At 58.1% G+C, this 22020-nt stretch carries 22 protein-coding genes; 7 read left to right on the top strand and 15 right to left on the bottom strand.

Annotated elements, in window-relative coordinates:
* Nucleotides 1–17: 17 nt before the first annotated feature.
* From tauD to tauA, 4 genes are read right to left on the bottom strand one after another with little or no spacing between them, the layout of a single operon-like run.
* Nucleotides 18–866, bottom strand: coding sequence for a taurine dioxygenase (gene tauD / locus SBO83_RS13905; protein WP_353503562.1), 849 nt, complete (start codon nt 864–866; stop codon nt 18–20).
* On the bottom strand, nt 863–1702 hold the full coding sequence (gene tauC, locus SBO83_RS13900) for a taurine ABC transporter permease TauC (protein WP_353503563.1): 840 nt from the start codon (nt 1700–1702) through the stop codon (nt 863–865). The genes tauD and tauC overlap by 4 nt, the downstream gene beginning before the upstream one ends.
* Complete coding sequence (gene tauB / locus SBO83_RS13895; RefSeq protein ID WP_396131911.1) at nt 1699–2466, bottom strand: taurine ABC transporter ATP-binding subunit; 768 nt, start codon at nt 2464–2466, stop codon at nt 1699–1701. The genes tauC and tauB overlap by 4 nt, the downstream gene beginning before the upstream one ends.
* A gap of 10 nt (nt 2467–2476) precedes the next feature.
* Entirely contained in the window at nt 2477–3478 is a 1002-nt protein-coding gene (gene tauA / locus SBO83_RS13890; protein WP_396131910.1) for a taurine ABC transporter substrate-binding protein, read from the bottom strand.
* Nucleotides 3479–3749: 271 nt separating this feature from the next.
* On the opposite strand from tauA, the gene SBO83_RS13885 reads away from it, so the two are divergent.
* Complete coding sequence (locus tag SBO83_RS13885; RefSeq protein WP_396131909.1) at nt 3750–4910, top strand: toxic anion resistance protein; 1161 nt, start codon at nt 3750–3752, stop codon at nt 4908–4910.
* Between the two features lie 2 nt (nt 4911–4912).
* Entirely contained in the window at nt 4913–6151 is a 1239-nt protein-coding gene (locus SBO83_RS13880; RefSeq protein WP_396131908.1) for a 5-bromo-4-chloroindolyl phosphate hydrolysis family protein, read from the top strand.
* Nucleotides 6152–6202: 51 nt separating this feature from the next.
* Here SBO83_RS13880 and SBO83_RS13875 read toward each other — a convergent pair whose 3' ends face one another.
* Nucleotides 6203–6805, bottom strand: coding sequence for a LysE family transporter (locus SBO83_RS13875; protein ID WP_396131907.1), 603 nt, complete (start codon nt 6803–6805; stop codon nt 6203–6205).
* A gap of 101 nt (nt 6806–6906) precedes the next feature.
* Here SBO83_RS13875 and SBO83_RS13870 point away from each other — a divergent pair, with 101 nt between their 5' ends.
* Both SBO83_RS13870 and SBO83_RS13865 read left to right on the top strand, forming a co-directional pair.
* Nucleotides 6907–7914: a hydrolase gene (locus tag SBO83_RS13870; protein ID WP_396131906.1), complete on the top strand. Its 1008-nt coding sequence runs from the start codon at nt 6907–6909 to the stop codon at nt 7912–7914.
* Nucleotides 7915–7931: 17 nt separating this feature from the next.
* Nucleotides 7932–8180: a YheU family protein gene (locus SBO83_RS13865; RefSeq protein ID WP_185689099.1), complete on the top strand. Its 249-nt coding sequence runs from the start codon at nt 7932–7934 to the stop codon at nt 8178–8180.
* Nucleotides 8181–8185: 5 nt separating this feature from the next.
* On the opposite strand, the gene SBO83_RS13860 is transcribed toward SBO83_RS13865, so the two are convergent.
* From SBO83_RS13860 to SBO83_RS13830, 7 genes are read right to left on the bottom strand one after another with little or no spacing between them, the layout of a single operon-like run.
* A complete protein-coding gene (locus tag SBO83_RS13860) occupies nt 8186–9577 on the bottom strand; it encodes an amidohydrolase family protein (protein WP_396131905.1) in 1392 nt (463 codons plus the stop codon).
* Between the two features lie 15 nt (nt 9578–9592).
* The gene (locus tag SBO83_RS13855; RefSeq protein WP_353503569.1) at nt 9593–10375 is read right to left on the bottom strand and encodes a cysteine hydrolase family protein; all 783 of its coding nucleotides are present in this window, start codon (nt 10373–10375) and stop codon (nt 9593–9595) included.
* Nucleotides 10372–10815: a cupin domain-containing protein gene (locus SBO83_RS13850; protein ID WP_396131904.1), complete on the bottom strand. Its 444-nt coding sequence runs from the start codon at nt 10813–10815 to the stop codon at nt 10372–10374. Before SBO83_RS13850 ends, SBO83_RS13855 begins: the two co-directional genes overlap by 4 nt.
* Nucleotides 10816–10820: 5 nt before the next feature.
* Nucleotides 10821–11759, bottom strand: coding sequence for an ABC transporter permease subunit (locus SBO83_RS13845; RefSeq protein WP_396131903.1), 939 nt, complete (start codon nt 11757–11759; stop codon nt 10821–10823).
* Nucleotides 11756–12874 carry an ABC transporter permease subunit gene (locus SBO83_RS13840; RefSeq protein WP_396131902.1) on the bottom strand — a complete coding sequence of 373 codons (1119 nt, stop codon included), beginning with the start codon at nt 12872–12874 and terminating at the stop codon, nt 11756–11758. Before SBO83_RS13840 ends, SBO83_RS13845 begins: the two co-directional genes overlap by 4 nt.
* The gene (locus tag SBO83_RS13835; RefSeq protein WP_396131901.1) at nt 12871–14439 is read right to left on the bottom strand and encodes an ATP-binding cassette domain-containing protein; all 1569 of its coding nucleotides are present in this window, start codon (nt 14437–14439) and stop codon (nt 12871–12873) included. Before SBO83_RS13835 ends, SBO83_RS13840 begins: the two co-directional genes overlap by 4 nt.
* 17 nt (nt 14440–14456) lie before the next feature.
* On the bottom strand, nt 14457–15479 hold the full coding sequence (locus SBO83_RS13830) for a BMP family protein (RefSeq protein WP_353503574.1): 1023 nt from the start codon (nt 15477–15479) through the stop codon (nt 14457–14459).
* 121 nt (nt 15480–15600) lie between these two features.
* On the opposite strand from SBO83_RS13830, the gene SBO83_RS13825 reads away from it, so the two are divergent.
* Nucleotides 15601–16500 (top strand): LysR family transcriptional regulator, encoded by a 900-nt coding sequence (locus tag SBO83_RS13825; protein WP_353503575.1) that lies wholly within the window; start codon nt 15601–15603, stop codon nt 16498–16500.
* A 28-nt stretch (nt 16501–16528) separates the two neighbouring features.
* Here the strand turns inward: SBO83_RS13825 and SBO83_RS13820 are convergent, their stop codons facing one another.
* Nucleotides 16529–17347, bottom strand: a complete 819-nt coding sequence (locus SBO83_RS13820) for a creatininase family protein (RefSeq protein ID WP_396131900.1) — start codon at nt 17345–17347, stop codon at nt 16529–16531.
* 292 nt (nt 17348–17639) lie between these two features.
* On the opposite strand from SBO83_RS13820, the gene SBO83_RS13815 reads away from it, so the two are divergent.
* A complete protein-coding gene (locus SBO83_RS13815; RefSeq protein ID WP_034793756.1) occupies nt 17640–18509 on the top strand; it encodes a phosphoribulokinase in 870 nt (289 codons plus the stop codon).
* Nucleotides 18510–18515: 6 nt separating this feature from the next.
* Here the strand turns inward: SBO83_RS13815 and SBO83_RS13810 are convergent, their stop codons facing one another.
* Both SBO83_RS13810 and SBO83_RS13805 read right to left on the bottom strand, forming a co-directional pair.
* Nucleotides 18516–19703, bottom strand: a complete 1188-nt coding sequence (locus SBO83_RS13810) for an amidohydrolase (protein ID WP_449536233.1) — start codon at nt 19701–19703, stop codon at nt 18516–18518.
* A gap of 21 nt (nt 19704–19724) precedes the next feature.
* On the bottom strand, nt 19725–20921 hold the full coding sequence (locus SBO83_RS13805; protein ID WP_353503577.1) for an MFS transporter: 1197 nt from the start codon (nt 20919–20921) through the stop codon (nt 19725–19727).
* A 192-nt stretch (nt 20922–21113) separates the two neighbouring features.
* Between SBO83_RS13805 and SBO83_RS13800 the strand changes: the two genes are divergently transcribed.
* On the top strand, nt 21114–22019 hold the full coding sequence (locus SBO83_RS13800) for a LysR substrate-binding domain-containing protein (protein ID WP_396131899.1): 906 nt from the start codon (nt 21114–21116) through the stop codon (nt 22017–22019).
* The last annotated feature ends 1 nt before the right edge of the window (nt 22020 follow it).

Genomic DNA, 22020 nt, shown 5'->3' with positions numbered 1-22020 from the left:
CCCCGCACAACCACGCGTCACCCTTTATAAAAAGGCTTATCACCCAGCACCGTCGCCCGATGCATAATCCGCCGCTGCGGCAGATAATCCGCATTCGCATAATGCTGCGTCACGCGGTTATCCCAGATAGCGATATCATCCTGCTGCCAGCGCCAGCGCACCTGAAACTCGGGTTTGGTCACGTGGTTAAACAGGAAAGTCAGGATCGCCGCACTCTCCTTCTCGCTCAGGCCAACAATCCGGGTGGTAAAACCTTCATTCACAAACAGCGCCTGCTTGCCGCTCACTGGGTGGGTGCGAATCACCGGATGCAGCAACGGCGGGTTCTTCTCTTTGGCTTTCTGCCACTGCTGGTGCTCTTCCGGCGTCTTGCGATATTTAAATTCCTGGAATGACTTGGTGAAGTCGTGCTCGGCCTGCAGACCCGTCAGCAACTGGCGGAAAGGCTCGGACAGCGCCTCGTAGGCCGCAATGCCGCTGGCCCACAGCGTGTCGCCGCCGGTGGTCGGCAGGTGCTTTGACGCCAACACCGCAATCGCCGGAGGCGTTTCGATAAAGGTGACGTCGGTGTGCCAGTTGTCATTGTCCGGCGGGTTGTCGTCATGGGTATCGAGGACGATGATCTCTTCGACATCCGGCGCGTGCGGGTAAACCGGGTGAATGTGCAAATCGCCGAACCGCGCGGCCAGCGCTCGCTGCTGCGCCGGAGTGATCGGCTGATTGCGGGCAAACAGCACCTGATGCTTGAGCAAAGCATGGTAGAACTGCTCAAACTGCGCGTCAGACAGGGGGCGAGTCAGATCGATATTCTCAACCTGCGCGCCGATATACGGGCCTAACGGCGTGATAATCAAACGTTCGTTCATTGCTGTTCTCCGTGCCACGGGGTGAGTTTGCGCTGTAAGGCGCGCAGGCCGATTTCAAGACTAAAGGCGATCAGCGCGATCACGCTGATGCCCGCAATAACCACATCAGTCGCCAAAAACTCACCGGCGGACTGCACCATAAAACCCAGACCGCGCGTGGCGGCAATCAGCTCGGCGGCCACCAGCGTGGACCAGCCGACGCCGAGGCCAATCCGAATGCCGGTCAGAATTTCCGGCAGCGCGCTCGGCAGCACCACATAGCGCAGCACCTGTAACTTACTGGCGCCGAGGGCCTGCGCGGCGCGCACTCGCACCTGAGAAACGCTGCGCACGCCCGCCACGGCGGAGAGCGCCACCGGGGCGAAAATCGCCAGATAGATCAGCAGAATTTTCGAGGTTTCGCCGATACCAAACCAAATCACCATCAGCGGCAAATAAGCCAGCGGCGGCACCGGGCGATACAACTCAATCAGCGGGTCCAAAATGCCGCGCACCGTATCATTCAGCCCCATGGCAATGCCCACCGGCACGCCAATCACCACCGCCGCCAGCAGCGCGATCAAAATGCGCGTCAGGCTGGCCGCCAAATGCTGCCACAGCGTGGCGTCCATAAAGCCTTGCGGGCTGGCGATGACATACAGCTGATGCAGCACCTGCTGCGGCGCGGGGAGAAACAGCGGGCTGATGAGTTTCAGCGCGGTCACCGCCCACCACACCACCACTAGCACCAGCAGCGTGGCAATGCTCAGCCGCACGTTGCGCGGAATGCGCGCCAGCCATGAGCGCCGAGTGGCTGCCACGGTGGTTTGATTGTTGAGTGCAGAATCCAGACTCATATCAACACCTCGCGCTGCTGGAAGACTTTACTCAGCACGTATTCACGCTGAGCAATAAACTGCGGGTCTGACTTGATGGCGCGGCACGGCTCGCCGTTGGCGTAACGCTGGCCGAAGTCGAGCTTCAGGCGTTCCACCACCTGCCCCGGCCCCGACGAGAGCAGCAACAGTTCGCTGGCGAGGAACACCGCCTCTTCAATGTCATGGGTAATGAGCAAAATTTGTTTGCCGGTGTCGTGCCAAATAGTCAGCAGCAGCTCCTGCATCTGTTCGCGAGTAAAGGCGTCGAGCGCGCCGAAAGGCTCATCCAACAGCAGCAGGCGCGGGTCGGCGGCCAGCGCGCGAGCAATACCCACTCTCTGACGCATCCCGCCGGAAAGCTGCCAGATGAAGTGCTGCTCGTAGCCTTTCAGCCCGACCTTATTCAGCATGCGCAGCGCGGTTTCCCGGCGCTGGCTCTTGTTGATGCCCGCCAATTGCAGGCCGAACTCCACGTTGCTCACCACGTCGCGCCACGGTAGTAATCCCTCATGCTGGAACACCACGCCGCGATCGGCACCCGGCCCGCTGACCGGCACGCCGTCGAGGGTGATAGAGCCGCTCGATGCAGGCAAAAATCCGGCAATCAGGTTAAGTAAGGTGGTTTTGCCACAGCCCGACGGGCCGAGCACCACCACCAGTTCGCCGCTGGCAATCTGCAAGGAGATATCTTTCAGGGCCGGGCGGCCCTGATATTCCGCCGAAAGGTGCGAGACGTTAAGCATGGCGTTCTCCTCAGGATTTCGGGCTAGCCTGAACGGCTTTGACGAACTGGTTGGTCACGTAATCGCTGTAGTCGTCGTCTACCTGCTGCACTTTGCCCTGCTCTTTGAGGAACGCGGCGGTGTCTTTAATGGCTTTATCCACCGGCTTACCCAGCTGGGTGACCTGCTCGTCCACTGGCAAATAACGGTTACCTTTCACTAAATCAGGCACTTGCTCGGCCGGAACGCCACTCAGGCGCGACAAAGCATCAAGATTGCTTTTGTCCTGTAGCCACTTCTTCGGCTGTTGCAGGTAATCCCCCTGCACTTTCAACGCACTGCGGGCGAAAGCCGTGACAATCTCAGGATGTGCTTTAGCGAAGTCCTTGCGCACTACCCACACGTCGAGAGTTGGTGAACCCCATTTGCCGACCTGCGAGGAGTCCGTCAGCACCTTGCCGGTTTTCTCCAATTCATTCACCGCCGGCGCCCAAACATAAGCGCCGTCAATGTCACCACGCGCCCAGGCTGCGGCGATGGCCGGTGGCTGAAGATTGACGATGGTGACCTGTTTCGGGTCGATGTCCCAATGCTTGAGCGCCGACAGCAGGCTGTAATGGGTGGTGGAGATGAAAGGCACCGCGATGCGCTTGCCAACCAAGTCTTTTGGGTCTTTAATCTCTTTCTTCACCACCAGCGCTTCCGAGCTACCCAGCTCAGAGGCGATCAAAAACACTTCAATAGGCAGCTTCTGGCTGGCGGCCACCGCCAACGGGCTGGAGCCGATATTGCCAATCTGCACATCGCCGGACGCCAACGCACGCAGCACGCTCGAGCCGCTGTCGAACTTGCGCCAGTCAACCTGCGCGCCGGATTCTTTGCCAAAACTGTTTTCCGCCTGCGCGACTTTCGCCGGTTCCGCCGACGTTTGGTAGGCCACGGTGACATCCGCCGCCTGTGCGCCAAAAGCCGCAAGACTTAAAGCCAGCGCCACGCCGTGTAACTTGAAAGAACCAAAGGTTTTGCTCGCCATAAGAAATTGCTCCGCACAGGATTTAAAGGGGGTTATCAGACCGTTTTGGCGGTTTGTCAGACAGTTTTAGCGGAGCCGCAAAAGGATAGAAAGTAATTAGAAATTATCTTTAATTACTTTATGGAATATGAAGCCAATTCAAAGAATAAAAATGTATGAGGGTTTGTTGCTGGTAGTCATAGATCGTGCGGGTTAAAATCACGCTATTATTAGCCAAATTTATGAATTGAGCTGCTTTCGCGGCTTTATCCTCGATCAAAAGGATCACGCAGTGACGGAAACCACACCTACATCTGTACAGCCGGAAGCCGCGCTTTCGACCGAACTCGCCACCGACCTTTCCACCACCAGCGGCGAGCCAACCAAGGCTCTCACTGCCGAAGATCAGCAACAGCTGGACGAGATCGTGGCGCAAATTGATATTACCGATCCGGTGCTCTCGATTGCCTATGGCGCGAAGACCATGAACGCCATGTCGCGCTTTAGCGAATCCATGATGCAAGAAGTGCGCGCCAAAGACGCGGGCGAGATTGGTCAGCAGCTCACCACGATGCTTGGCAAAGTGAAAAGCATCGATTTGACAGTTTTTGAGCAGAAAAAGGGCCTGCTCGAATCTCTGCCATTGATTGGCAAAATGTTCAGCAAGCTCGAGCGCACGCTGATGGAATATCAGACGCTGGCTCAGCAAGTGGATACCATCTCCAATAAGTTGCAGGACACTATTGTCGAGCTGCTGCGTAACATCGCCACGCTGGAACAGCTGTTTATTCGCAACAGCGAATATTTCAAACAAATCAGCCTGCATATCATCGCCGGTAAAAAGAAGATTGAGCAGATTCAAGCCTCCGATTTACCCCAGGCGCAGGCTAAGGCCGAGCAGTCTGGCGATGCGATGGATGCTCAGTTAGTTCGCGATTTGGTCAATGGTATCCAGCGCTTTGAGCGTCGCCTGCATGACCTGCTGCTCTCGCGCACCTTTGCGATTCAAACCGCGCCGCAAATTCGCCTGATGCAAAACAATAGCCAGTCTCTGGCCGAAAAAATTCAAAGCAGCATTCTGACCACTATTCCTATCTGGAAAAGCCAAATCGTCCTCGCCCTGAGCCTCAACTCACAGCGTCAGGCCGCCAAGCTGCAAAAAGACGTGGCGGACACCACCAATGAAATGCTGCGCCGCAATGCCGAAATGTTAGAACTGGGCAGCATCGAAACCGCCACCGAGGTAGAACGCTCGATTATCGATATCGATACGCTGCGCGATGTGCAAAACCGCCTGCTGAACACGTTGGAAGAGACGCTGTCTATTGCCAGTAATGCGCGCCAACGCCGGGTTGAAGTAGAGAAAGAGCTGGGTGGTATGGAGCAAGAGCTGCGCATGAAACTGGCGTCGATTGCCGCAGGGCAAAATGCGCAGGCGAAGGTGGTTGGTTAACAATGAGAGAGATTGACTACCATACGGATTCTTTTAGCGAGTTTTATCGCGACTCTCGTGGTTTCAGGATTTTCACTTACATCGTTATTCTTTTCGGTTGTTTTGGCTTCGTTTCCAGCTCTGACGAATACCTTCTAATACCCAAAGACGAACAAGACGGCGTCATATGGCTAGTCCTGCTCCCTAGCTATATGCTGCTTCATAATTTTTTAACTGACCGACAAAGTTTTTATTGGAGTATCCCAGTCGGCGTCGCTTGGGCCATTTTGGGCAATAGCTTAGTGCTACCTTTCTGGATGGCAACGGCCGCATTGCTACTCAGTTTACTGACTCAATTTCGCGCCAACCTATTGTGGAAAGCCCTGCTCTGGGGCATAGCCCTCATATCTTATGCCGTAATCTTCGATAATTTATTAGCCGCCTATCCGTTCTACGTCGTTTTTCTGGTTATCGTCGTGATAGCCCGCAAGATGATCGTGAGTTCAGCGCACTCAATCACGCCAATCAAAGCTGAACCCGCCGCCACCCATACGTCAGAAGTGAGCTATAAAGAATATCTACATAATCAACAGCTAAAGCAGCAAAAAAGCGAGGATGAAAACATCGTCTCGTCCTTCCGACCACCGCGTGATGAACCTGACGAGCCAAAACCTGCTCCCAAGCCTGAACCCGAGATCGTTAGTTCTTACCGCCCACCGCGCGATGAACCCGACGAGCCAAAACCTGCTCCCAAGCCTGAACCCAAGATCGTTAGTTCTTACCGACCACCGCGCGATGTTGTAGAGGATGAATCCCCCAACACCATCCTCGTGGCAAAAACCGCGCCGGTGAAGAAGGTCTTCCGCCCGGCCAAAGATGACTATGCCGGACTCTTATTGATGCTGGAGAAAAAGACGCTGCCCGCTGCCATGCAGACTGAGCTACAGGGCACCATCAAAAACGCTCGGATGATTTTGACCAGCATGGAGGAAGATCCCGAAGACGTGAAGCCGGGCAACGCGTTCTTAAGTCGCTATATGCCCGCGCTGGAAAGCGTGGTGGAGCAAGTTGAAAAGCTGGCGGCCCTCGAGAGCCTGTCCAGCAGCAGTAAGCAAGCGATGGATAAATGCTTCCACGCCTTGCAAGGTCTGCGCTCCGCTTTCGCCCAGCAGTATGAGCAGCTGCAGGAGAACAATCAGCTTAAATTCAATGTAGAAATGGAGATGCTAGATAGCCTGCTGAAAACCGACGGCTTCAAGTAATGCATTAGGTTGCCCCTCCTCTTCAAACAGGAGGGGCAATTGGCAAGGATCTTAATGCCAAATCAACAGCACGCAGGCGGCGGTGAGCAGGCCCATTGCGACGTTGAAGGTGTACCAGGCACGGCGGGTGCTGAGCAGGCGACCGATCACCGTGCCGAATCCCAGCCAGATAACGCCTGACACCAGATTCACGATGAAAATCCCGACGCTGATGGCCGCGATTGAGTGGTTATATTGCGCGCCAGCCAGGCTAAAACTGGCGATCGCGCCTAGCCCCATCAGCCAGGCTTTTGGGTTAAGAAATTGCAACAGCCAGCCCTGATACCAGTACAGCGGCTTCGGCGGCGGCGCGCCTACCTCTAACTTCTCATAGGCCGAAGTGGCAATTTTCCACGCCAGCCAGAGCAAATAGAGGCTACCGGCGATTTTCAGGAACAGGTGCAGCGCGGGGTAAACCATGATCAGGCTGCCGACGCCAAATGCCACCAGAAGCACCACGCTTTGCATGCCAAGCATGATGCCAATTAACAGCCAAATTGAGCGGAAGAACCCGAAATTTGCACCCGAGGTGGTCAACAACATATTGTTCGGACCAGGTGTAATAGCAGCGACCCACAAAAAGCCAAGCATTGAAAAGAATAAACTAGGTTCCATTAAGTTTGGGTACTCCACCCTGAAGAATATGCGTTAGGATTAAAAGCTATCAGTGTGATTTAGCTCGCACAATAATTACTTATCAAAAAACCTTATATCTTATGTATGAATCGTTCCAGCCTATTCGTGGGGCCGCAAACCCGCACCTGCAAACCATCCTGCCACGGTTGGTTCGACGCCGCGTGCAGCTTGAACCACACTGGCAGCGGCTGGACACGCCGGATGGCGATTTCATTGATTTAGCCTGGAGTGAGGACCCGGCGCTGGCGCAAGATAAGCCGCGCATGGTGCTGTTCCACGGGTTGGAAGGTAATTTCTACAGCCCTTATGCCCACGGGCTACTGCACGCGTGGCGCGAGCAGGGCTGGCTGGGGGTGGTGATGCATTTTCGCGGCTGTAGCGGCGAGCCGAATAAGCAGCAGCGCATCTACCATTCTGGCGAAACCGAGGACGCGCGCTTCTTCCTCAACTGGCTGCGGGAAACTCATGGCGACGTGCCTACCGGCGCGGTGGGCGTCTCGCTCGGCGGCAATATGCTGGCCTGTTATCTCGGGCAAGAAGGGGTTCGCTGCCACCTGAAAGCCGCGGTGGTGGTGTCAGCGCCGCTGATGCTGGAACCCTGCGCGCTAAGGTTGGAGCGCGGCGCTTCGCGCTTTTACCAGCGCTATCTGCTGGAGCAGCTCAAACTGAACGCCTCGCGCAAACTGGCGAAGTACCCCGGCACCCTGCCGGTTACGCTGCAACAGCTGAAATCCATTAAGCGCCTGCGCGAATTCGATGACGTCATTACCTCCAAGGCCCACGGCTTCGCCGACGCGCTGGACTATTATCGCCGTTGCAGCGGCATGCCGTTGCTGTCGCAGGTGCGCATTCCGCTGCTGATCATTCATGCCAAAGACGACCCCTTTATGACGCCGGAGGTGATCCCGCCGCTGGCCGATTTGCCGCCAAGCATTGAATATCAGCTGACAGAGCACGGCGGCCACGTTGGCTTTGTGTCTGGCAGCCTGCGCAACCCGCAAATGTGGCTGGAGCAGCGTATTCCAGCGTGGATCGCTCCCTATTTAACTGACTTTGATGCAAAGTCCTCCCTGTTTATTGGCAAGTAGCTTTAGGAAAGTAACCCGTGATTATTCCGTGGAAAGAACTGGACGCAGAGATCCTCACCAATGTGATTGAAGCCTTTGTGCTGCGCGAAGGCACCGACTACGGCGAGCAAGAGCGCACGCTGGAGCAAAAAGTCGAAGATGTGCGCCGCCAGCTAAAAAGCGGCGAGGTAGTGCTGGTGTGGTCAGAACTGCACGAAACGTTGAACATCATGCCGCGCGGCCAATTCCGAGCGGGGGATGAAGAGCGTCAGGATGAATGGAACTAGCGAAATCAGAAACTGCTTGAGCGCCACGGACGGCGTTTAAATCTGTCACTCCCTGCCCTCGCCGCAAGGCTGTTCGCCGCCTGCTGCGAGCGCACCATCACTTCCCGCTCATTGACCCGCGTCAGCTGGCCGTTACGCAAAACCGGCTGGCCATCAACAAACACGTCGGTGACTTCGTGCCCCAGCGCCGAGTAAACCAACGCGGAAACCGGATGATGCACCGGCGTCATCGCCGGGTGGTTGGTGCCAATCACCACCACATCCGCCTTTTTGCCGACTTCCAGCGAGCCGATTTCATGCTCTAGGCCAATTGCCCGCGCGCCGTCTATGGTCGCCATCTCCAGCACCTTTTCGGCAGTCATGATGGTCGGATCGCGATGCACGCCCTTTTGCACCAGCGCCGCCATTTTCATCGCCTGAAACAGGCTGTGGTTGTTGCTGCTGGCCGGGCCGTCGGAGCCTAAGCCAACCGTCAAACCTGCCGCCAGCATCTCGGGAATCGGCGCGACGCCGGAAGCTAAATACATGTTGCTGCACGGATTGTGCGACACCCGCACGTCGTAATGCTTCAGCGTGCGGATGTCGCGGCTGCTGCACTGCACGCAGTGTACCGCCAGCACGTCCGGCCCGAGGAAGCCGATGTCGCTGAGAAACTCGGTATCCGTGCTTTGAAAACGCAGCTGCGACTGGGCAATCTCAAAATCGGTTTCCGCCACGTGGGTGGTGATCAGCGCCCCGGTTTCATTCGCCAGCTCACGGGTGCCGCGCAGCACTTTTTCGTCCAGCGCCCAAATCATGCTTGGCGCAATGCCGACCTTCACCCTGCCGCCTTCGCGGTTGTAGTAATAAATTAGCTGGCGGGCGTCGGCCAGCGCCGCCTCGGGGGTTTCGATTAGCTCGGTGGGAATGCCGTGTTCGGCCCCCGCCGTGATAAACCCGCGACAAACGCGACCACGAATGCCCGTCAGTTCAAAGGCTTCCACCACTTTGGCGGTCAAGCCGGGGCGCGGATGGGCATACATGAAATCCACCAGCGAGGTGACGCCGGAACGCAGCGACTCCACGCAGCCGTGCATGGCGGCGGCGAACACGTCCTCTCCCGTCAGCTCCACCGCGCTCGGACCGGTCATGCAGGTGAACCACTTTTTCAGCACCATGTCATCGCCCAGCCCTTTCAACAGGGTCTGGAACAGATGGGTGTGGGTGTTGACCATGCCGGGAATGATGATGGCGTCGCGGCAGTCCAGCACTTCAGACTCAGGATGGCTGGCGACCAGCTGCTGGCGCGTGCCGATCGCCCGAATTCTGTCACCTTCAATCAACAGGCTGGCCTGCTCCAACACATCGCGCTGCGGGTTCATGGTGACCAGCCAGCCATCGGCCAAAATATAAGACATTTACTCTCCTGCCGATTAAGCCGAAAGCTGGGTAAGCAGCTGGTCAGAATCGGTAACAAAACCAAAGCATTGGCGAACGTTGTACAAGGTGGCGTCCAGACAGTATTGCGGCGAGGTAGTGGCACAGCAGTCCTCCAACAGCAGGCAGTCGTAGCCCTGGAAGTTGGCGTCCTGCAAGGTGCAAAGCACGCACTGGTCGGCATTCACTCCGGCGAACAGCAGCGTAGTGACGTTGAGATTGCGCAGAATGCTGTCCAGCTCGGTGTCTTTGAAGCCGGACATGCGATATTTATCCACGCTGATATCCCCGGCCTGCTTGGGCAGTTCGTCCACCACGGCGGCGGCCCAGCTGGCGTGTTGCAGCACCGGCGCACCGGAAACCGGCAGCGGATCGCCCAGCCCCACGCCTTCTCCCGTCGGCTTGTAGACGTGCAGCACGGCCGGGCTGAGGTTCAGCTTGTCGGCGCGGTTGCCCCAGTTGAGCCAAATCACCGGAATATCCGACTGGCGCGCCACCGGCAGCAGGCGCTGCAAAGGCGCAATCGGGCCACGCGCGGGGGTGACATCGACGCCAATATGCCCCAGCCAGCCGTCGGGATGGCAAAAGTCATTTTGCATATCGATGACAATCAGCGCGGTACGCTGCACGTCGAGCCGAATCTGCCGGTCGCCGTCAGCCACCGTGATGGTCTGCGGCGGCACGGCGTCGCGCACTAAATCCACCTGCTGCGCGGAGACGTGCCACTGGTTGCGCGGGCTGGCCCCTAAAGGAATTAAATCAGACTGCCGTGAACTCATGCCGCCTCGCTCCCCGCCGCCCCGCTCAGAATGCGCAGATCTTCTTCGTCCAGCTCGACCGGCTCGCCGCCGCGGATCAGCTCGGCAAAGCCTTCATTCGGAGTCATCACCGTCAGGGTATAGAGCTTCGAGCTACCGGTATTTTGAATCAGATGCTCATTGCCCGGCGCGAGCAGCAGCGCGTCGCCCTTCTTCAACGCCATCTCTTTGCCGTCGCAGCGCGCAATACCTTCGCCGTGCAGCACGTAGAAAAACTCGTGGGCGGTGGCGTGCTCGTTTGGCGGCGTCGCGCCACCGACGTTGAAAATCTCAATCACGAAGATGTTTTCAATCTGATCCTGCTCATGGTCGAACAGAATGGCGAAGTAGTTGGTATCTTTCGGGCTGATACGAAAAGCCTGTGCAGACTTGACGTTGGTACCACGGAAACTGTGCAACATAGTGACTACTCCTTGTGATAGGGCTGGGTCAGTGCGCCCGGCTGAACGGTTTTGCCGACGATGCCGGACATCGCCAGAATGGTGAGTAAGTAAGGCAGGGCCAGCAGCACCTGCGCCGGAAGCGCGTTGTCGAACAGCTGCAAAGAGAGCTGCAGGGCGTCGGCAGCGCCGAAAATAAAGGCAGCCAGCAGGGCTTTAACCGGGCTCCAGCGGCCGAAAATCACAATCGCCAGCGCGATAAACCCCTGCCCGCTGACAATGTTGTCGCGAAACAGGCCAATCTGCGCGGTGACCAGATAGCCTCCCGCCAGCCCTGCGCCAAGGCACGAGAGCATCACGCCGTAGGTTCTGACCCGCTGGACATTTAGCCCGGCGGCGTGGGCGGCGCGTGGGTTCTCGCCGACGGCGCGCAGCGTTAAACCAAAGCGCGTGTGGAACAGGACAATCTGCGCCACCGCCACCAGAATCAGCGTCAGATAGAGCGGCCAGGGCTGATTAAAGAAGATTTTCCCCACCACCGGCAGCTGCGACAGGCCGGGGATCGGCAAGGCGTTGAACATGTCGATGGTCGGCGAGGTGGCGTTGCCCATCACCAGACTGTAGACATAAGTGGCAATGCCCGCCGCCAGAATGTTGAACACAATGCCGACCACCACCTGACTGGCGAGCGCCCGCAGGTAGAGGAACGCCAGAAACAGCCCGACGATCAAGCCCCCGAGGCCACCGGCGAAGAAGCCGAGCACGGTGGAGCCAGACCACACCGCCACCAGATAGCTCGACAGCGCGCCCATCAGCACCGTGCCTTCAATGCCGATATTCAGCACTCCGGAGCGTTCGGCGTAAATTTCCCCCAGCGAAGCCAGCAGAACCGGCCCGGCGAGGCGAACCGCCGCGGCTAACCACGTAATGAAAAATGCAGTATCCAGATGCGCCCACAGACTCATGATTTGTTCTCCGTGGCGGCGGCCAGCGAGGTTTCAGCCCGCCCCGGCCAGTTAATTCGGTAGTAGCGCAGAATGTCTCCGGCGAGGATCAACAGCACCACGAGGCTTTCCAGAATGAAAATCACCGAGGTCGGCAGGCCGCTCTGGCGCTGCATCGCGCTGCCGCCCACTTCCAACCCGCCGTATAAAATGGCCGTCGGGATCACCACCAGCGGATTGAGTCGCGCCAGCAAGGCCACGACCACGCCGACGAAGCCGACGCCGCCGGCTAATCCGTCCATCAGGCGATGTTGCACGCCGAGCACCGCGCACAGTCCGGCCAGCGCGGCCATGCCGCCACCGAGGAACACGGCCAGCATCTGGCGACGCACCACATTAATGCCGCCATAGCGCGCGGCTTTCGGGTTCAGGCCGCTGACAATCATCTCGTAGCCGATCGGCGTGGCGCGGATCAGCACCCACACCAGCACCGAGCAGGCCAGCGCAATCAATAAGCCCATGTGTGCCCGAACGCCGGGTAAAATCATCGGCAGCCAACTTTCCACCGGCAGACGCGGAGTCTGGGGTAAGTCGCCCGGCGCGCGCATCGGGCCAGAGACTAAGTATTGGATTAGGAAGGCCGCCACGTAGTTAGCCATCAGGGAGATCAATACGTCATTGCCGCCAAAGCGCACGCGCATAATGCCGACGATGCCCGCCCAAATCGCCCCGGCCGCGAAGGCCGCGACAATCACCACCGGCCAGAAGGCCCACGCGGGCAGCATGAAGGACATGCCCTGCGGCGTGCCCCCTAGCGCGACATAAGAGGCAGCCGCCGCCCCCACCAAGAAGCAGCCTTCAAAACCGATATAACCCAGCCCGCCGCGCCAAATCACGATGGTGGCCTGAGCAATTAAAATCAGCGGCGTGGCCTGTACCAGCGTCTGGCTAAAGCCGCGCAGTGAGCCAAAAGCCTCGGCGAACAGCGAGCCAAATGCCGATAATGGGCTGGCGCCAAAGGGAATAAACAGTAAACCGGCCAGCACGAAGGCGGCGACTAGCGCCAGCGCCGTGGTGAGCACCAGCGAGAGAGTAGAATCCACCGGCGCGTGGCGGCGCTCTAACAACGCTTTCATGACGCCTCCTTCAGGCTGCTGCCCGGCTTGAGATTCTTAAGCTTGCCACCGGCCATCAGCTCGCCAATTTGTTCAGTGGTCGCCTCGGCGGCGTCCAGCACCCCGGCGATTTGCCCGGCGTACATCACCGCGATGCGGTCGGATAAATTCATAATTTCATCCAGTTCGGCGGAGATCATCACAATCGCACAGCCCTGCTGACGTGCTTCCAGCAAGCCTTGCCACACGGCCTCCACTGCACCGACGTCCAGCCCGCGTGTCGGCTGCTCAATCACCAGCAGCCGTGGGCGGCGCAGCACTTCACGACCTAAAATCAGTTTTTGCAGGTTGCCACCCGAGAGCTTTCCGGCTTCGAAATCGAGATCCGGCGTCACTACGCGGAAGTGGTTCACAATCTCCTGCGCCTTGGCGGCGATGGATTTTTTGCTGAACAGCCAGCCGCGCGCCCGCGCATGTTGCCGGGGGGCGCCGAGAATGGCGTTATCACTGATCGACATGGATGTGACCGAGCCCACGCCACGGCGGTCTGCGGGAATAAAGCCGATCCCCGCCCCGCGCCGCTGGGCCGGGGTGAAGTCGGAGATATCGACGCCGCCCAGCACAATGCGCCCGGCCTCGATCGGCCGCAGGTTGAGCAAGGCGTCGGCCAATTCTGACTGCCCGTTGCCGTCAACCCCGGCGATACCGAGGATCTCCCCGGCGCGGACTTTCAGCGCCACGCGCCAAATTTTCTGATTTCCGGCTTCGTCGCGCATGGCGATGTTGTCGATATGCAGCACCTCTTCGCCCGGTGTCTGCTGGGGCTTTTCCACCCGCAGCAGCACGTCGCGCCCTACCATGCGGCGGGCTAAATCGGTTTCTGAGGTCTGTGTGACAGCGACGCTTTCGACCATTTTCCCGCTACGCATTACGCAGACACGGTCGGCCACCGCCATGATTTCATACAGTTTATGGGTGACGATCACCACCGAGCGCCCTTCGGCACGCAGCGAGTCCAGCGTGGCAAACAGCCCCTCTTTTTCGCGCGGGGTCAGTACCGCCGTGGGTTCGTCGAGAATGAGCACCTTGGCATCGCGGTAGAGCAGCTTGAGGATCTCCACCCGCTGCTGAACGCCAATCGGCAGATGTTGGATCTTGGCCCACGGGTCAACCGCCAGCCCGTGTTTGTCCGAAATCTGTTGCAGACGTTTGGCGGCGGCGTGCAGGTCCAGATAGCCGCTGCGCGTCTCTTTCAACCCTAAAATCACGTTTTCGACCACGCTCATCGGCTGAACCAGCATGAATTCTTGGTGAACCATGCCGATGCCCAGCCGAATCGCGTCGCCAGGGTCCTTGATGCTGACCCGACTGCCTTCTACAAAAATATCCCCGGTGTCGGCCTGATATAAGCCGTACAAAATTTGCATCAACGTACTTTTGCCTGCGCCGTTTTCCCCGAGCAGGGCGACAATTTCACCGGCCGCAATGGTCATATCGACCTTATCGTTGGCCCGAACCTTGCCGAACTGTTTACAGATACCGCGCAGTTCGACGACCGCGTCAGTAACGGAGGTGGATAACGTCATGCAACTTCCTCAGGCTTTTATTTCGCTTTAATCAAACTGGCAACATCAATACTGCCGCTGGCGAGCTGCGCCCAGATATCCTGAAACGTCGCCCAAGCCGCCGCGCTAACTAACTTGCTGTTGTATTTGTCACTGCCGTACAGCGGCAGCCAGGCGTCAGAGACTTTTGGCTTCCACTCCTGCCCGCCGAGGAATTTCTTGTCACGCACGCTGTGTGCCACTTGTTCAACCACCCACGGCAGGTTGGTTTCGAAGCTGGTGGCGACGAAATCGGGCGCGATGCTTTTCTGGTCGGAATAGCAGCCGATAGCTTTCACCTTGGCCGCCGCCGCGCCCTGAATCGCACCTAATCCGGTGACATCCGCGCTGTGCCAAATGACGTCCGCGCCGTTGCCAATCATGGTGCTGGCAGCCTCGCGGCCCTTGGCGGCGTTGTCGTAATCGCCGGTGACGATGCCCAAGCCTTTGATTCCCGAGCGAGTTTTCTCTGCTCCGGCAATAAAGGCGCGCATCATGCCCTGCTGGGTCGGGTTGTCTCCGCCGCCGACATAGCCCACGGCTTTGCCTTTTTCGGAAATCAGCGCCGCCAGCGCCCCTGCCCCATAGGCCGCGTTCAAGTAGGCCAAATCAACGAATTCGACGTTGTTCGGCGCTTTTTCTGACGGCTTAAATGTGGTGGCGAAGAAGTAGGTATCCGGATATTCCGGCGCAATTTCATTGAACGCAGAGCCGTATTCGAAGCTGTGGCCGATGATCAGGGTGTAGCCGTCATCGGCATAACCCCGGATCACCTGCTCCATCTGCGCCTGCGGCACGCTTTCGCTGCTGGCGACGTTGAATCCCTGCGCTTTCAGGTTCTGCAAACCCTGATAAGCCAGCTGGCTCCAGCCGCCGTCGGCCACGGAACCCGGTAATAACAGAGCAACTTTTATGGTTTCGCCCGCAGCAAACGCCTTGCGGGACATCAGTGGTGCAGCCAACGGAATCAACATCATGCTTGCCAGCGCTTTGGCAAAATTACGGCGCGATAAACCAGACATAGCCTTTACTCCCCCCCGATAACAGTCCTTCATTTATGCCGCTTAATTCGTTACCTTAAAAGCACAGTTTTTCGCACTCTGCGATGCCTTTAAAGCAACGCTCTTCGACGGAGAAGTTCTTATGTTGCAGCACCGGCTGTTGATGTATCTCGATCAGGTGGCGCGCGCCGGTTCTATTCGCAAAGCGGCGGCCCGTTTGCATATTTCGGCGTCGGCAATTAACCGCCAGATACTGGCCTTGGAAGATGAGCTGGGCACCCCGCTGTTTCAGCGCCTGCCGCGCAAAATGGTGCTGACCGCCGCCGGAGAAGTGCTGATCCACCACGTTCGCCAGACCTTTAAAGAGCTGGAGTGGGCGCAGGTGAAAATCGAGGAGCTGAAGGGATTACGCCGTGGCGAGGTGACGGTGGCGATGATGAGCGGGTTGGCGGCCAACCTGATCCCGCGCATGGCCAGCGAGTTTCGCCGCGCCAACCCACGGGTGAAGCTGATTCTGCGCCAGCTGACCAGCGGCGATGACATTATGTCGGCGGTGGAATCGGGCGAGGCCGATCTCGGCCTGGGCTTTGATTTTGTACTGCCGCCGACGCTGCGAGTGCTCTCCAGCGCCGTCGGCCGACTGGGCGCGGTGGTCGCGCCGGGCCATCCGCTGGCGGATAAAACCAGTTTGCGCATCAGCGACTGTATCGCCTATCCGATTGTTATTGCAGATAAAACCACGGTGATCCGCCCTTACCTGAATGACGTGTTCGCCAAGGCGCTGGTGACGGCGCACCCGGTGATTGAAACCAATTCGATAGAAGTGATGCGCCACGCCGCCATGGAAGACCAAGGTCTGACCTTCCTCACGCCTTTTGATATTGAATTCGACCTGCGCGCCGGGCGGCTGATGTACATTCCGGTGCGTGAGCTAGGCCAGCAGACGCAGAAATTGATGCTGATAGGACACGATCGCGGCACCAGCGCCATTGGCAGCGTGCTGGCGGAAACGGTGAAGGGCATGATGACGCAAACCGCCTGACGGGGCTGCGTCATCAAAAAGAGAGCGGTTATGGCTTGAAGCGCGTCGCCTGCGTCACGGCGCTAAGTGGATAGTCATGCACCTCCTGCGCCAGTCGCACCAAGGCCTGCGCGGCGCGCTCTACTTCAATCTCGCCGCGCTGGGCGTCGGCGGCGGCGGCATTGCCGGTGACGCCAGCCGGGTGTAAATCCTGAGCCTGCCAGCCAAAGCTGACGCCGCCCTCTGGGGTCAGAATGCCGCCCCGCGCCGCCAGCGCTTGCGCCGCCGAGGTAAAGTTTTCGGCCTTGTCCATCGCCACTAAGTCGGGGTGCAGGTGCAGCATGACGCTGGTTTCTGACTCGCCGCCGTGAATGCCGAAGGCGCGCTCGCCGGGGCTGTATAAGTCGGAACTGTCGAGGGTGGCGAACCAACTGGCACCCACGGCGAACATTCCTAACTCAATGCGCAGTTGGCGGCAGACAATCTCCATCAACTGGGGCTGGCCGCCGTGGGAATTCCAAAAAATCAGCTTTCGCACCCCGGCGCGCCATGCGCTTTTTGCCACTTCAAACCATACTTTACCCAAAACCTCGTAAGGCAGGCTTAAGGTGCCGGGGTATTCAAGATGCTCGTCGGATTTGCCAATTGGCAGCGCGGGCAGCACCAGTACCGGCAGGTTGGCTGGCAGCAGCTCGACCGCGCGGGAGACAATTCCGGCATTGATCGCGGCATCCACCCGCACCGGCAGATGCGGCCCGTGCTGCTCGACCGCGCCAATCGGCAGGATAGCCACCAGATTTTGCATATCAAGCTGGCTGAACTCCAGCGTGGACAGGTCCCACCACCAGCGGGATGACGGCATGTTCATAGGGAATGCACTCCGAAAAAGCGGCAAATTATCAGTTCAGTCTAGAGCAAAGCAGTTGAGATTAAAGCATCAAAAAAATGCCATTGCGTTGCGTTTAGGGCATCACTGGGCAAGAAAGCGCCGCCTTTTGGGCAGCCGCCGTTTGATCAAAGATTGTCGGCGGGAAACTTGTCGCTAAACGCATAAACATGGTAACAATGGGATTAATTATGCGCAGCGTTGACGCAAGGTTTGCATCTGAGAATAGACCGACGCACGTCTGCCAGCATCACCTTTACGGAGAAAAGCGCACATGTCAGCTAAACACCCAGTTATTGCCGTGACCGGCTCCAGCGGTGCAGGAACCACCACCACCAGTTTGGCGTTTCGCAAGATTTTCCAACAGCTTGGCCTGCGTTCAGCCGAGCTGGAAGGGGACAGTTTTCACCGTTTCACCCGCCCGGAGATGGACGCCGCCATTCGTAAGGCGCGCGATCAGGGCCGCCACATCAGCTACTTCGGGCCAGAGGCCAATGACTTCGCCCTGCTCGAGCAGAGCTTTATTGAATATGGCCGCTCGGGCAGCGGGCGCTCGCGCAAGTATTTGCATACTTATGACGAAGCCGTTCCTTACAATCAGGTGCCGGGCACCTTCACGCCGTGGCAAGCGCTGGCCGAACCCACCGACGTGCTGTTCTACGAGGGGCTGCACGGTGGCGTCGTCGCCGACAAAATCGACGTGGCGGCGCAGGTTGATTTGCTGGTTGGCGTAGTGCCGATTGTTAACCTTGAGTGGATCCAGAAACTGGTACGCGACACCGGCGAACGTGGCCATTCGCGCGAAGCCGTCATGGACTCGGTAGTGCGTTCGATGGATGACTACATTAACTACATCACCCCGCAGTTCTCCCGCACGCATATTAACTTCCAGCGCGTGCCGACAGTGGACACCTCCAACCCGTTCGCGGCGAAAGCGATTCCGTCGCTGGATGAGAGCTTCGTGGTGATCCACTTCCGTGGGCTGGACGACATTGATTTCCCTTACCTGCTGGCGATGCTGCAAGGCTCATTCATTTCGCACATCAATACGTTGGTGGTGCCGGGCGGCAAGATGGGGCTGGCGATGGAGCTAATTATGGCGCCGCTGGTGCAGCGCCTGATGGAAGGGAAGAAAATCGAGTAGCCAGGCTTAGGCCTGATCGATCAGCAGCTGACGGATAAAGCCGACGTGCAGTTTAACGCCAATCTGTAGCACCTCTTCATCCAGTTTAAATCGCGGGTGATGTACATTGTACGTCGCCCCGATAGCCTCATTGCCGCTGCCGATAAACAGGAAGCAGCCCGGCACAACCTGCTGATAAGAAGAGAAATCTTCGCCACCAAACAGCGGGTGTTCAAGCTCTCTTAACGCTCCCTGCCCCAGCGTGTTGGCAATCACCTGCCGCGCTACCGCGCAGGCGTCCGGGTGGTTATTGCCATTGACATAGCCGGGCGTCCAGCGAATTTCATGTTTCGCGCCATAGGCCGAGACGATGCCCGCGATGGTCTGCTCCATTAACCCCGGCACCACCTGACGCACGCCGCTGTCGTGGGTACGCAAGGTTCCGGCCAGCCGCGCCCGCTCGGGGATCACGTTGTAGCTTTCGCCGCCCTGAAAAGTAGCAACCGTCAGCACCGGCACGCGCAGCGGATCGAGCCTGCGCGATACCAGCGTTTGCAGCGCCATCACCACTTCCGCGCCAATCACTACCGGATCAATGCACAGCTGCGGCATCGAGCCGTGGCCGCCCTTGCCATGGATAACAATGTCGAAATTGTCGCTGGAGGCGCAGAACACGCCCTCTTTCAGGCCGACCTCCCCCGTCGGGTAATTGGGCATGACGTGCAGGCCGAAAATCTGGCTCACGCCGTCCAATACGCCCAGATCTACCAGCTCCTGCGCGCCGCCCGGCGGTAGCTCTTCGGCATGCTGGAAGATGAAACGCACCGAGCCGTGCAGTTCGGACTGGCACTGGCTCAACACCCACGCCGCCCCCAGCAGCATGGCCGAGTGGGCGTCATGGCCGCAGGCGTGCATCACGCCCGGCACGGTGGAGCAGAACGGCTCGTCGGTTTCCTCCTGAATCGGCAAAGCGTCGATGTCGGCGCGCAGGGCATAGGTCGGGCCGGGATGCGCCCCGCGCAGTTCCGCCACCACGCTGTTTGGCGTCAGCCTTCTCAGCTCGAGATGCCCGAAGGTCGCCAGCTCTTTGGCGATGTAATCCGCCGTGGCCTGCTCCTGAAACGACAGCTCAGGGTGGGCATGGATATGCCGACGCCAGGCGATAACTTTCGGTTTTACTTCTTCCAGCAGGCTTTCAAAATGGATCGTCATCATCTCTTTCCTTAAATGTTGTCGTTAAGCCGCATCGCTAACCAACGGGCGCGTGGCCTTGGCTAGCGGCAGGATCACCACGCCCGCAACGACCATCGCCACGGAGAGAAAAATAAAGGGTGAAAGGTAACTTTGGGTCACGGTTATCAGATATCCCATGACTATCGGGGCGACGAAGCCGCCCAGCGTGCCGCCGGTATTGATGATGCCCATGGCGGCGCCCATGACATCCGTCGGCAGGCGTTTCATCGGCAGGGTAAACACGGTGACGAACGATGCCATCAGGAAAATGTAGCCGAGGAATAAAAACAGCCCGGCGGTCATCGCCGACGAGGTGGTGTATACCAGCCAGATGCACAGCGCGCTGAGCATGGAGCAGCTAAACACCACCTTCGGCTCTTTGCCCTGCATATAACGCCCCACCAGCCAGCCGGTGGCCAGCGAGGAGATCCAGATGCCCAGCCCGCCGGTGGCGACCACTAAGCCGGAGGTTTCCAGCGACATGCCGCGATGCTGCACCAGATATTTCGGCAGCCACGCCATCAGGCCGTAAGAGGGAATGTTGATGCAGAAGATGGAGATAAACAGCAGCACGACGATGGGATTTTTGAGCAAGGCGCGATAACTGCCCTGCGCCTTATTTCGCGCCGAGCTGACCGCCTGTTCGGCCTTCGGCACAAAAATCACGATGCAGATCGCCACCGCAAACGCCAGCAGGCCTAATACGGAAAAAGAGCCGCGCCAGCCCAGTGAGTCCAGACTATAGACCGCGATCAGCGGCCCGGCGGTCATCGCCAGCCCGGCGGAGGAGAGCAGGATGGATTGCGCAAAGGTGCGCTGCTCGAGGGCGAAATTCGCCACCACGGCTTTGGCACATGACGTTGGGTAACCCGAATGACCCACGCCCGCCAGAAAGCGAAAGCAAATCAGCAGCCCGAGGCCAAACCCGAGCAGGCCAAAGCACAGCGCGAAGCCGCCGAGCATAAACAGGGAGAGGATCAGTACCTTTTTAAAGCCGATACGGTCGTTGAGCCAGCCCGCGGGGATTTGGAACAGAGAATAAGCCAGAAAGAAGATACCGGTGATATACCCCAGTTGTTCGGGCTGAAGATTGAATTCCTTTTCGATTGGCAATAGCGCAAAACCAATGACGGTTTTGTCGATATAAACCAACACATAACCTATAAACAGCAAGAAAATCATTAAAGAACGATTTTTCACAGCTGATATCCTTTTTGTTATACCCATGAGGCACTTATCACGAGACGTGAAAGCTCAGAAATGCGACCTGCGTCACTTTATGAATAAATAACAACTAGTTAGACGCTTCGCTCTGAACCTATCAGCTTTATTCTTGCGCCATAAGATGCAATTTTCAGCAGTGTGATGCTTTTTTGGCATAGGGGACCAGGGATGAAATATCTTCCAAAATTACAGCAGTTGAGAACCTTCCAGCAGGTGATCCGTAGCGGCAGTATTCGCGGCGCGGCGCGGGCGATGAATCAATCCCAACCGGCGGTAAGCCGCTCATTGCGCGAGCTGGAGCAGGTGCTGGACACCCAGCTTATCGTGCGCGGCAATCAGGGGATGATGCTGACGGAAACGGGGCGCGCCTTTGCCCAGCGCATGCAGTTTATTCTGGAGGAGCTGGAGCGGGCCGCCGCCGAGATTCAGCAGATGAATCACTTTTCGCAAGGTTCGGTAGCCATGGGCTGCTCGTCGCTGCTGGCCCTAACGGTCTTTCCGCCTCTGGCCGACAGCTTTACCGAGCAGTTCCCACAGACCAAGCTGCTGGTGAAAGAGGGGCAGCTTTCCATGTTGCTTCCCGCCCTGCGCGAGGGGCGTCTCGACTTTGCCGTCGGCAGCGCCGGGCCGGGATTGCCGCTGGAGGATTTGATTCGTGAGCCGCTGTTTCGCGCCCCCTTTGGCGTGCTGGCGCGGCGCGGGCACCCTCTGGCACAGGCGAAAACCTTAGATGAGCTACAGGGCGCGCGCTGGGTCTTTCCTGAAACGGATATGGGCTATTACCGACAGCTACAGTTGACCATGGCGGCGTTTTATCAGGCTGGCCCGGCACCATTGCGCACGGATTCCGTGGTTTGCGGGCTGAATATGGTGTTGCAGTCGGATTATCTGACCATTGTGGCGCGCGCGATGTACGCCCCTTTTCATCTGGAGGACAAACTCTGCTTGCTGGACATTGATACTCTGCCGGAGGCGGAATACTGCGTATTCTATTCGCAAAAATCGCCGCTAACCTTTGCGGCGCGGCGATTCTTAGAGTTATTGCGGCTGAAGTGTCAGCAGTACCCTTGGTAAC

The organism is Ewingella allii, assembly GCF_044430645.1.
Classification (GTDB): Bacteria; Pseudomonadota; Gammaproteobacteria; order Enterobacterales; family Enterobacteriaceae; genus Ewingella; species Ewingella allii.
The sequence above is the reverse complement of the archived record's forward strand: the minus strand, read 5'-3'. Positions and strand labels throughout refer to the sequence as shown.